This is a genomic window from Kitasatospora sp. NPDC023385, assembly GCF_055664045.1.
This window is the reverse complement of the sequence record NZ_JBVOOL010000047.1, coordinates 22,254-33,215: the sequence shown is the minus strand read 5'-3', so window position 1 is coordinate 33,215 and position 10,962 is coordinate 22,254. Positions and strand designations below refer to the sequence as shown.

The following is a 10,962-nucleotide window of genomic DNA, read 5'->3' as shown; positions in this document are numbered from 1 at the left end:
CCGCGGGCGACGCAATGGTCAAGTTCGAGTCGGCGTGACCTGCTGGGTACGTTCACTCGTACATGGCTGAGCACCTTCACCTGTACGCCGACACCAAGCCCGCTGCACCATCTGCGGACGGCTCCGCGGAATCCACTCCGGCACCGCCGACGTCCCCGTCTGCGGCCCGTGCACCACACCGGACGCGGAACTCTGCCGCCCCTGTCCCACCTGCGGCGAAGCCGAGCGGCTACGAGCTCCAGGGCCCTGCCCTCGCTGCACTCTCAAGCAGCGGCTGCACGATCTCCTGGCCGATGACGCGGGCGCCATACCGCCGAAGCTGCTGGCCCTCCACGACGCCCTGACCGGCAGCGAACGCGCTGGCACCGCGATGCGCTGGCTCTCCAAGGGCATCGTCTCCACCGTCCTGTCGGATCTTGCCTCCGGGCGCCGGCCACTGACCCACGAGGCTCTGGACGAACTCCCGGAAGGCAAGGTCGTCGAGCACATCCGCAGCGTGCTCGTGGCCACCGAGGCCCTTCCACAGCGGGACGAGCAGATGGTCCGCCTCGAACGACTCGTGAAGGACCTCGTCACCTCCCACGCAACCGTCGAGGGGCGCAAGGTCCTGCACCGATACGCAACCTGGCATCTGCTGCGGTGCCTTCGCCGCCGCAGCCGCGGCAGGGACATCACGCACACCCAGCTCACCGTCGTCCGCCAGCATCTGCGGGCCGCCGTCCACCTCCTCAACTGGCTCGACGACCAGAACCTGACCCTCCCTACCTGCCGCCAGATCGACCTCGAACGCTGGATGACCAGCGACGATGTCCGCCACCGCCGGGAAGCAGGCAACTTCGTGCGCTGGGCCCTATCCCAGAAGATCGCCCGCGACCTCAGCTTCCCGGCCGTGAGATGGAACGGCCCCTCCCGGCCGATGGATGACGAGGCCCGCTGGGCCACAGCCCGCCATCTCCTGCACGACGACACCATCCGGACCGAGGACCGCCTGGCCGGCCTGCTGTTGCTCCTTTATGCCCAGTGGCCCGCAGCGATCTCCCGTCTGACCGTCGACGACATCGAGCAGGCCAACCGAGCGGTCCGCATCCGACTCGGCGACGTCCCAATCGAACTGCCGGAGCTCGTCGCCGACTTGGCTGTTCGGCAGGTCTCGGTTCGACGCAGTCACGCCGTCCTCGGACGCACGGATTCGCCCTGGCTGTTCCCCGGCGGCCAGCCCGGCCGCCCGATCAGCGTCTGGGCCATGGGCGAACGCCTTCGCAAGCTCGGCATCCGACTCGCCGAGACCCGCTCGACCGCTCTGTTCCAGCTCGCCACCGAGCTGCCCGCCGCGGTCCTCGCCCGGACCCTCGGCATCGACATCACCGTCGCCGTCAAATGGCAGCGAGCCGCCGCCGGCGACTGGGCCACCTATGCAGCCCAGGTCAGCCAGCGCATCAACCATCCGCACCGACACGGAGACGATGACCATGCCCCTCGATGACCAGCACATCTGGGCTCTGCTGGGGGATCTCGACGATCCCGACCACATGGAGTTCCCCCGGAACTACGACCACACCGCGACGCGAGCCCGATTCGATCAGCTCGCAGCCAGGCTGGATCAGCGGTTCCGCTGCACCTGCAGCGTCGATCGAGGCGTCCAGGATGCAAGCCACCACGGGACGATCGTCATCCCCACCACCGCGACGGCAAGCGGCGACCACATCGCCATCCGCGTCAGCAACTTCGGCAACCTCGTCGCCGTGACGCTGGGGAACCCCGGCAGCTACGACGAGAAAGAAGAGCACCTCCTCTTCGAGACTGCCGACCGGCACTGCATCAACGACGAACTCGAAGCGCTCGGTTATATCGCCGTCTCCGAACATCTGCTCTGGACCCGATACGACGGCGCCAGCAACCTCGCCGCCTACAACCCACCCGAGCACCCACCGACCTGGTGGGACCGCTTCTTCGACTACCTGTGAGCCCGCTCGAGCCGGCTCTGCGCGGCAGGCATTCGGGCGGTTCCAATACCCGACTCCACCATTACGGATCGCCGACCGGACGGTGGCGGACGAGTACTTCGCCGTCTCGGAGAAGGTCGAGGCGCTCTACGACGCCCCGCGTCGGCTGCCGGCCGACGCGGAGGGAACGGAGATGGCCAAGCTTCGCCGCGAGATGCACCGCCGGATGCTCGGCAACGGCTACTGCGCGCGTCCCGTCGAGATGGACTGCCACTTCGAATCGATCTGCGAGTCCTGCACGTTCTTCGTCACCACCATCGAATTCCGCCCCACCCTCGAGCGCCAGCGGGACGATGCGGCAGCCAAGGGCCAGGTTGCCCGCGAGCAGATCTTCGATGGACTTCTCAGCCGACTGGACGGAGAAGCGTCCTGATCCCCTCTGCGGGCCCGAGGCGGACCGCGTCGGACGCCGCCTCACCCCCGCCTCACCGACGCGCAGTCTCAGCGGTTGTAGAGCTTGCGCGCCAACAGGTAGCCGGCGAGCGCGATCACCGCGCTCCACGCGACGGCCTTCGCGAGGTCGGTGCCGGCCGGCTGGGCGGCGAGCAGCTTGCGCAGGGTCTCGATGACCGGGGTGAACGGCTGGTGTTCGGCGAACCAGCGCAGCGGCGTCGGCATCGACGCGGTGGGCACCACGCCGCTGCCGAGGAACGGCAGGATCAGCAAGGGCATCGGCAGGTTGCTGGCGGTGGCGACGTTGCGGGCGATCAAGGCGAGCGCGACGGACAGCCAGGTGATGGCGAAGGTGAACATGGCCAGGATGCCGATGACACCGAGCCAGTCCAGGGCGGTGGCGGCGGGCCGGAAGCCGATCGCGAGGGCGGCGGCGGTGACCGCGGTGAGCGCGAGGAAGTTCTGCACCAGGGCGCCGAGCACGTGTCCGGTGAGGACGGAGACGCGCGCGATGGCCATGGTCTTGAACCGGGCGACGATCCCGCCGGTCATGTCCATCGCGACGGCGATGGCCGTGCCCTGGGCGGCGCCGGCGATGGTCGTGGCCATGATGCCGGGCGTGAGGTAGCCGGCGTAGGCGGCGCGGCCGCCGCCGATGCCGGCGCCCATGGTGCCGCCGAGGACGTAGACGAACAGCAGCAGGATGATCACCGGGACGGCCGTGTAGGTCAGCAGCGGCGTCGGGTAGCGGCGGACGTGTTTGAGCTGGCGGCGCAGCATGGTCGCGGAGTCGGCGACGGCTTTCATCAGGCAGGTTCCTTCAAAGCGATGTCGTTGGTGGAGTTGGTGTCGTCGGTCAGAGCGAGGAGGACTTGGTCAGGGCGAGGAAGACGTCGTCGAGGTCCGGGGTGTGCACCGTCAGCCCCGCCACCTCTGCGTCGATCGCGTCCAGCTGGCCCACAACGGCCCTCAGTGCCTCGGCCACGCCGCCGTCCGGGATCTGGACGGTGAGTTCGGCGTCGTCGGCGAAGCGCACGGCGATGTGGCCGCCGGGAATCAGGCGCTTGAGTTCGTTAGGCGTCCCCTCGGCGACGAGCCTTCCCTCGCTGAGGAGGGCCACGCGGTCGGCGAGCTGGTCGGCCTCCTCCAGGTACTGGGTGGTCAGGAAGACGGTGACATCGTCGTTCTCGACCAAGTCCCGCACGGTGCGCCACAATTCGCGGCGGCTGCGCGGGTCCAAGCCGGTGGTCGGTTCGTCGAGGAAGATCAGCCGGGGCGCGCCGACCATCGTCATGGCGAGGTCCAGGCGGCGGCGCAAGCCTCCGGAGTATGTGGCGACGGGTTTGCGGGCGACGGCCGCGAGGTCGAAGCGTTCGAGCAGCGCCTGCACGGTCCGGCGGCGTCGCGAGCGGCCGACGTGCAGCAGGTCGGCCATCAGGCGCAGGTTCTCCTGGCCGGTGAGCAGGTCGTCCACTGCGGAGAACTGGCCGGTGACGCCGATCGCGGCGCGCACCGCGTCGGGGTCCCGGGCCAGGTCGTGGCAGGCCACTCGGATCTTGCCGGCATCGGCCTTGATCAGGGTGGACAGGATCTGGACGATCGTGGTCTTGCCGGCTCCGTTGGGGCCGAGCAGGGCGAAGATCGTGCCCTGCGCGACAGTGAGGTCGACGCCGTCCAAGACGAGGTGGGCGCCGTAGGACTTGCGCAGTCCAGTGGCGGCGATGATGGCATCTGTGTTCAGCACGGGCTGAAAGCTACGTTGCGTTCAGAGAAAGTGTCTACGGAGAGATCCACATAACCGCAGTTCAATGGCCATATTTTGATGCAATGACGATGCCGCCGAATGCACCATTGGCATTGCAACAGGTGTCGCCGAATGCAAGACTGCGGCCATGCCAGGAGGAAGACTGACCCAGCAGGACCGCCACCGCATCGCCGCCGGACTCGTCGAGGGGCTCTCCTACGCCGAGATCGCGCGGCGCCTCGGCCGGACCACGTCGACGGTCACTCGGGAGATCGGCCGCAACGGCGGTCCGGCCGGCTACCGCGCCGAACTCGCGCACCAGGCGACGGAGCGACGGGCACGCCGCCGCACGCCGAGCGCCGGGCACACGCCCGGCGCCGGGCAGACGGACGCCCAGGACCAGGCGGTGGAGCTGGCGGTGGGCACTGGGCTGCCGAAGATGATGGCCAGGGTCCTGATCGCACTGTGGCTGAGTACGGACGGCAGGCTCACAGCCACCGAGCTGACCCGGGAGCTGGGAGTCAGCCCGGCATCGGTCTCGGCGGCGGTCGGGTATCTGATCCGCCAGGAGCTGATCCGGCGCGAGGCCCAGGGACGCCGGGACGTGTACGTGGTCGACAACGACGCCTGGTTCCAGTCGACGGTGACCGGCGCGGAGCAGACGCTTCATGCGGCACAGGTCGCGGTCCAGTACGCGGAGCAGATCGGCCTCGACACGCCTGCCGGAGCGCGGTTGGCGAAGAGTGGGGCGTTCCTGGAGCGGATCAGCCTGGACGCGTTGGAGTCGGCGGCCCGGTGGCGCGACCTGCTGAGGTGACACGAGTCCCCTGCGTTTTCAGGCGCTCAACGGCTTCTCAGTACAACCGGTGGCTTGACAGTGAGACCCGCATATTAGAGGGGTGCCGATCAGCATTGTCTACGACCGCACCAAGACCGTGGTCCGCCGGCACGTCGCCCCTGGCGAGGCGGTCCCGCTCCACCCGGAGGCGGTCGCGTTCGCCGGCCACTACGACTTCGACATCGACGTGCTGGCCGCCTACCGGCCCCAGGCAAGGGCCGGGTCGAGCGCCAGGTGCTGATCGTCCGCGACCACGTCCTGGCCGGCCGGGCCTTCTCCTCGATCGAGGGCTCGACGCCGCGTTCACCTCCTGGGTTCCGCTGCGGCGCGCGCGGGTCCACGGCACTCACGGCGAGGTCATCGGCCTGCGCGCGATCCGCGACCACGTGGCCCTGCGGCCGCTGCCGCGGACCCCCTATGTGGTCGCGCAACGCCACCTTCGGCGCACGTCGGCAAGAGGACTGCCTGGTCGCCTTCGACGCGAACCTCTACTCGGTTCCCGCCCGCCGGGTCCGCCCACGCCAGCTGGTCGAGATCCGGGCCACGAAGTCCCAGATAGTGCTGCACTCGACCGTCCCCGACTCAGCCGGCAGCACCCTGCTGGCCGTCCACTCCCGGGCGGTCGGCCGCGGCGCCCGCATCGTCGACGAGCGGCACTGGGACGGCCTGCCCAAGGGCGACACCAGGCGCGTCACGACGGGCGACGTCGTGCCCCGGCCCCGCCACGAACAACCCCTGGCCGAGGAAGCCGGCCCGCTTCGGGCCCTGCTCAACCGGTCGCACCAGGGGTGCCATTCGTCCAGGGACCACCACGGCCCGTCGTGGCAGCGGGCGAGCAGAGCCAGACGACTGAAGCGGAAGATCACCCGCAGCCGGGCGACGCTGCCGTGCGGCGGCAGCCGACCCCAGCGGGTGGCATAGAACCACCGCTGCAGGGCTCCGGCGGTCTCCCAGTCCATCGCGCGGATCGAGGGCGGGAAGGGATGGTTCTCCCGGATCGCCCGGCGGAGGATGTTCGCGAGCTGGTTGGTGCCCAGCACCGACGAGCGGGTCCCGTCCTTGGCCTGCCAGTGGGACATCCAGGCCAGTTCGGCAGGGATCGGGTCGGGCAGGCCGGTCAGTTCGATCCTGCGGTCGCCGTTCTCGGTGATCCTGTCCCAGTCCTCGATGCCGTCCCCGATGACCGGCCCCTTCCAGGGCTCGGGAAGCTGTGACCACAGCCGCCAGATCGGGTCCTCGCGGCCGACGACGTGCAGACGGCGGTGTTCACCGGCCATCGGCCACCTGCCAGGCGGAGATGTATGACTTCCAGTTCGCCGCGGCCCGCAGGGCCTCGTCCTCGCGGACTCAGCCATAAAGGTCGAGAGTGGTTTGAACGTGTGCGTGCCCGAGTCTGCGGGAGACCACCCACTCCGGCGTCCCGGCCAGCAGCAACGCGGTCGCGTGGCTGTGTCGGAACCAGTGCGGTGTCCAGGCAGCCGGGCCGATGCTCTTCTTGCGCAGGGCGGAGGTCTTGTCCCGCACCGTCCCCTCCCGCATCGCGGCCAGCAGCGGAGGCCGGGTGAGGTTGACCAGCAGCGGCGAGTCGGTGCTCATCGGCATTCCCAACTCGGTGGACCGGCAGGCGAGATGGGTCAGGTAGTCGGCGAACAGGCGCTCCAGGTCGGTGCCGACATAGACGCGGCGGGGGCGCATCATCTTCACCCTCGCCCCGTTCGGGTTGTCCTCCCGCGGCACGATCTCGACATAGGGCGTGCCGCCGCGACCCATGATGAAGTCACCGATCCGCAGGCCCAGAGCCTCGCCCAGGCGCATCCCGGTCTCCGCGAGCAGGGCGAACAGCAGCCGGTCACGCAGGTTTCCCGCCCACTCGCCAGCCGAGGCGTCCGGCACCGCGCAGCCGTCCAGGATCGCCTGGATCTCGGCCGGCAGCAGCAGGGGCGGCCGCCCGCGATGCCGGTGACGGCGAACGCGGACCAACGAGGACGGGCCCGGCGCACTCCGGGCATCCAGGCGCGCGAGCAGCCCGCGGGCTGGGGCCCGACGGGGTGCCCCGCGCATCAGCCGGCCCGCGACCGGCACCGAGAAGACCGCCTCCTGCCAGCGGTAGAAGGAGATCAACGCGGCCAGTCTGGCCTCGAGCGTCTCCGGCGATGGAGCCTCCTCGGGCTCGACCAGGGCGTGCTCGACGGTGCGGCCGTTGCGCAGCCAGGACAGGAACCCGGCCGCGCCACGCGGGCCCTGCGGAGGCGAGAAGGACCGTCGAGCGGTGCGGCACGATGGGCGCTCGTGTTGACCGGGCCCAGTTGGCGGCGGTCGAGTCGGCGCTGTTCCCGGCCTCGGAGACGGCGTTCGCCTACCTCACGCTGTTCGCGATGCGCAGGGCATCGCCCCTGACGGAATCGACGCCCTGCGACTGGACAACGTCACTAGGACCTCGGCGACTACTGTCCTGCTCTCCTATCGCAAGGGCCGCACCGGGGACGAGGCGCTCAATCTGCCCCTGATGCTGTGCGGCTGCTGGACCGCTGGCTGGAGAACTCGGCCCAACTGCGCGAGCACGCCGGTGATTTGGCTGGCCGTCTATGGATCTATGTGGGCCGTGACGGACTCGGAAGAGGGCAGGGAAGGATCTTCGACCGCCCCCGTGGTCAGCGCCAGCGCCGGGGCTGGATGGACTCCTCGGGTGTTCTCGGCGACGACGTGCAGCCCCTGCCAGTGCACGGCGGCCGGATCAGGGCCACCTACCACCACCGCCGCGACCGCACGATCTGGACCGGCCGCACGACGATCGACCCCAACCACAGCGCCCGCGTCGAGGGAGACCACTACCTCAGCTCTCACACCCCGGCCCAGCTGGACGCGCTTGAGGGCGTCATCGAGCAGGCCCAGGGCGATGTGCGCCGCAAGGCCGCCCCGCCGGTCGTGATCAGCAGTGAGGACGCTGCCGCGTTCGCTGCGGACTTCCCGCGCCTGGTCGAGGATGCCGGTCTGGACGCGGCGGCCATCAACGCCCTGCTCTCCGGCGAGCAGGACATGTTCGTCGCCGCGTGCGCCAGCCCGTTCAATGGCCCGCACGCCCCGGCCGGGACCTTGTGTCCGGCCCGGCCCTGGGTGTGCTTGCTGTGTCCGCTCGCCGCATTCGCGCCCCGCCACCTGCCCAACCTGCTCCGGCTCAAGGAGTACTTCTCCCGGCAGGCCCAGCAGATGACCACCACGCAGTTCCTGCGGATCTTCGGTCCATACACGGCCCGCCTGGATGAGGACATCCTGCCCCGCTTCGGCCCGGCCGCCATCGAGGCCGCCACCCGGCAGAGCATCGAGACCGCCGCATTCCTGCCGCTGCACCTGGAGGAACAGCCCCAGTGACGACCACCTATGCCGCTTCCCCGGCTCTGGCCGGGCGGCACCCGTTCCACGGTCTGCCGGTGATCGAGACCGCCGGCCTGCGGCGCGAGCCTGGCAGTCTCCGTCCCGTCTTCGACCAGGACGTCTGGGACCTGACCGGTCTCGCCGACGCCCCGGTCGTGATGGGCGCTCACCGCAAGATCCTGGACTTCACCACCATCGCCAACCCTCGCTGGCGGCACGTCGCCCGCGAGTACCTGATGGCACGGCTGGCCCCGCTTCATCCCGACGTCGCCACCCTGCCGCAGGCCTTCCGTGTTCCGTTGAACCCGAACTCGCTCTGGTCCGAGCTCAAGCATCTCGCCCTGTGGTTCAACCACCTCACGGCGGTGGGCGTCACCGTGCTGGCGCAGGTCCGCCAGCACCACTGTGACACCTACCTCGCCACCGTCTCGCGGAGCACCACCGATCCCGACCGGCTGCTGTTGCCCGCTACTACGGTGGCGATGGTCCGTATCCCGCAGTTTCTCGCCTTCTACGCGGAGATCCTCAGCGACCGCTACCAGCCCGGCTTCGCTCCGTGGCTGGGCCGCAGTGCGGACGAAGTCGTCGGATATGTACGCAGCGGCGAGAACCGGGTGCCGCCGGTTCCGGACGCGCTACTGCGGCCTCTGCTGGCGAACTGTCTGTACTTGCTGGAGACGATTGGCCCGCCGCTGGCGGCCGAGGCTGCCGCAGCTCGCGCCGCCGAACACTGTGAGGCGGCCTCGCGGCGTGGCCTGCTGGTCCGCGAGCTCGGTGACCTGCGCGAGGCCGTCGAGCGGCGACGCGCGACCGGGATTCCGGCAGCACAGGCCCATCCGGCGACGGTGAGCAAACGGTTGAAGAGCGGCTGGAGTCCGGACGATCCGCTCCTGCACATGTCCTGGCACTCGTTCGTCGTCGAAACCGCGGGAGCCATGGGCCACCGCCGGGACCTGGAAGCTCTCCGCCCCGAACTGGAACGCTGGGTGAGCGAGTGCGGTCTGCAGCAGCCCTGGTGCCGGAATGTGACTCTCGTGCCCCGTCACGATGACGGCGAACCAGTGCCGTGGGCCCTGCCGATGGCCCGGCACCGACTGGACGCCACGGTCTATGCCGTCACCTCGGCGGCCTACTTCCTCACTTCGGCGTTGTCCGGCATGCGCGCCTCCGAGCTGGCGGAACTGACCAGCGGATGCCGAAGCCACGAGCAACGGCCGGGCGGCGGCACCCGCTACCGGCTGGTCTCCCGGCGCATCAAAGGCGAGGCGTTCGGCGGGGCCGAGGACGCCTGGGTGGTCATCGAGGACGTGCACCAGGCCATCGGCACGGTCGAGGCTCTCACCTGCGCTGCCCCGGGCCAGCGGCTGTTCGCCAAGGCGTCCAACAGCAGCAACAACCGCTACACGGCCCTACGTTCATGGGTGAACGGCGAGTACGGGCAGCGGCTCGGACTGGAGCCCATCCCCGACGGACCGGTGAACCCACGGGCTCTGCGACGCACGCTCGCAATCACCATCGCCCAGCGCCCGCACGGCCTGATGGCCACGAAGCTACACCTCAAGCACGTCAGTGTCGCCACCACCGAGGGCTATGCCGCCCGCCCCGGTGGTCACCAGGCCGCCTTCGCCGCCGAGGTCGCCGCCGAGGAAGAAGCCGAACACCTGCGGCTGACCGTCGCAGCCTACGAGGACTACCAGCGCGGCAACCTGCCCAGCGGGCAGGGCGCCCGCGACCTCATCGCGGCCTTCAAAGCCGTCGACCAGGCTCTGGAGCGGCACGACGCCGGGCCGGTCACTGTCATCGACGACCGGCGCGTCGAGCGTGTGCTGAAGGCGAAGGCGAAGACCCTGCACGTCGGTGTCGGCAACTACTGCTGGTTCTCCGACCCAGCCAAGGCGTTGTGCCTGAAACTCGCCGGCACCCCGAACGCCGACGAGCCCCTGATGGGGATGTGCGACTCGGCCCGCTGCCCACAAGCCACTCACCACCCCCGACACCGACGGGTCTGGGCCGACCACGCCGGGAACACCCGAGCCGTCTTCCTCGGCAACCCCAGACTCTCCAAACCCGAACAGGCTCGAGCCAGAGCCGAGTTCGACCGCGCCACCCGCATCGTCGCCGAGATCGACGCCACCGGACACGTCGAGGAGGAGCCCGTCCATGACGCATGAACATCAGACCCAAACCGAGGCCAGGATCCAAGCCGCGATGCAACAACTCCTCGCCGGCCCCGTCCCCGACGGCTTGAAGTGCGACGTCAAGAGCCTATGCACGCTCGCCGGAGTACCCAGGGCGACGCTCTACCGCACCTATCCCCATCTGAAGGCCGAGTTCGACCGCCAGCGGACTGCCGACCAGCAGACCGGCCGGCAGTCGGACCCACGCCTGGCGCAGATCGAACGGCTCAAGACAGAGGTTGCGACACTTCGCGAACGCCTCAGCAGGAAGAACGCCGAGCTCGACGCCCTGAAGGAGTTCCAGACCACGGCGCTGTCTCGCCTGGCCGCTCAGCACGGTGAGATCACCGCACTACGCCAGCAGCTCGAAGCCGCCCCGACGGCGGCCGTCCGGACACTTCCACGACGGTAGAGCCTCAATCACCGCCGCTGCCC

General features: G+C 69.5%; 12 protein-coding genes. 9 read left to right on the top strand and 3 right to left on the bottom strand.

The genetic code is table 11. The features are described 5' to 3' along the window. Window positions 1–370: 370 nt before the first annotated feature. The 3 genes from AC0B61_RS35655 to AC0B61_RS35645 all read left to right on the top strand — a co-directional run bounded on the left by AC0B61_RS35655 (window position 371) and on the right by AC0B61_RS35645 (window position 2,376). Complete coding sequence (locus AC0B61_RS35655) at window positions 371–1,483, top strand: hypothetical protein (protein WP_471746463.1); 1,113 nt, start codon at window positions 371–373, stop codon at window positions 1,481–1,483. Then, window positions 1,470–1,964 carry a hypothetical protein gene (locus AC0B61_RS35650; protein WP_471746461.1) on the top strand — a complete coding sequence of 165 codons (495 nt, stop codon included), beginning with the start codon at window positions 1,470–1,472 and terminating at the stop codon, window positions 1,962–1,964. The genes AC0B61_RS35655 and AC0B61_RS35650 overlap by 14 nt, the downstream gene beginning before the upstream one ends. Before the next feature lie 82 nt (window positions 1,965–2,046). Next, the gene (locus AC0B61_RS35645) at window positions 2,047–2,376 is read left to right on the top strand and encodes a hypothetical protein (protein WP_471746459.1); all 330 of its coding nucleotides are present in this window, start codon (window positions 2,047–2,049) and stop codon (window positions 2,374–2,376) included. 68 nt (window positions 2,377–2,444) lie between these two features. Here AC0B61_RS35645 and AC0B61_RS35640 read toward each other — a convergent pair whose 3' ends face one another. Both AC0B61_RS35640 and AC0B61_RS35635 read right to left on the bottom strand, forming a co-directional pair. Beyond that, on the bottom strand, window positions 2,445–3,203 hold the full coding sequence (locus tag AC0B61_RS35640; protein ID WP_114041619.1) for an ABC transporter permease: 759 nt from the start codon (window positions 3,201–3,203) through the stop codon (window positions 2,445–2,447). Window positions 3,204–3,252: 49 nt separating this feature from the next. Continuing rightward, window positions 3,253–4,140 carry an ATP-binding cassette domain-containing protein gene (locus tag AC0B61_RS35635; RefSeq protein ID WP_471746457.1) on the bottom strand — a complete coding sequence of 296 codons (888 nt, stop codon included), beginning with the start codon at window positions 4,138–4,140 and terminating at the stop codon, window positions 3,253–3,255. A gap of 148 nt (window positions 4,141–4,288) precedes the next feature. Between AC0B61_RS35635 and AC0B61_RS35630 the strand changes: the two genes are divergently transcribed. The 3 genes from AC0B61_RS35630 to AC0B61_RS35620 all read left to right on the top strand — a co-directional run bounded on the left by AC0B61_RS35630 (window position 4,289) and on the right by AC0B61_RS35620 (window position 5,899). Beyond that, entirely contained in the window at window positions 4,289–4,957 is a 669-nt protein-coding gene (locus AC0B61_RS35630) for a GbsR/MarR family transcriptional regulator (protein WP_471746455.1), read from the top strand. Window positions 4,958–5,039: 82 nt separating this feature from the next. Then, on the top strand, window positions 5,040–5,219 hold the full coding sequence (locus AC0B61_RS35625; RefSeq protein WP_471746453.1) for a hypothetical protein: 180 nt from the start codon (window positions 5,040–5,042) through the stop codon (window positions 5,217–5,219). 176 nt (window positions 5,220–5,395) lie between these two features. Further along, window positions 5,396–5,899 carry a Mu transposase domain-containing protein gene (locus tag AC0B61_RS35620; RefSeq protein WP_471746451.1) on the top strand — a complete coding sequence of 168 codons (504 nt, stop codon included), beginning with the start codon at window positions 5,396–5,398 and terminating at the stop codon, window positions 5,897–5,899. Window positions 5,900–6,325: 426 nt separating this feature from the next. Here AC0B61_RS35620 and AC0B61_RS35615 read toward each other — a convergent pair whose 3' ends face one another. Then, a complete protein-coding gene (locus AC0B61_RS35615; RefSeq protein ID WP_471746449.1) occupies window positions 6,326–7,099 on the bottom strand; it encodes a tyrosine-type recombinase/integrase in 774 nt (257 codons plus the stop codon). A gap of 390 nt (window positions 7,100–7,489) precedes the next feature. Here AC0B61_RS35615 and AC0B61_RS35610 point away from each other — a divergent pair, with 390 nt between their 5' ends. Genes AC0B61_RS35610 through AC0B61_RS35600 form a run of 3 tightly spaced genes read left to right on the top strand, consistent with a single transcriptional unit; the run spans window position 7,490 to window position 10,939 of the window. Further along, window positions 7,490–8,347 carry a hypothetical protein gene (locus AC0B61_RS35610; protein ID WP_471746447.1) on the top strand — a complete coding sequence of 286 codons (858 nt, stop codon included), beginning with the start codon at window positions 7,490–7,492 and terminating at the stop codon, window positions 8,345–8,347. Further along, the gene (locus AC0B61_RS35605) at window positions 8,344–10,521 is read left to right on the top strand and encodes an integrase (protein ID WP_471746445.1); all 2,178 of its coding nucleotides are present in this window, start codon (window positions 8,344–8,346) and stop codon (window positions 10,519–10,521) included. The genes AC0B61_RS35610 and AC0B61_RS35605 overlap by 4 nt, the downstream gene beginning before the upstream one ends. Then, complete coding sequence (locus AC0B61_RS35600; RefSeq protein ID WP_471746443.1) at window positions 10,511–10,939, top strand: hypothetical protein; 429 nt, start codon at window positions 10,511–10,513, stop codon at window positions 10,937–10,939. The genes AC0B61_RS35605 and AC0B61_RS35600 overlap by 11 nt, the downstream gene beginning before the upstream one ends. The last annotated feature ends 23 nt before the right edge of the window (window positions 10,940–10,962 follow it).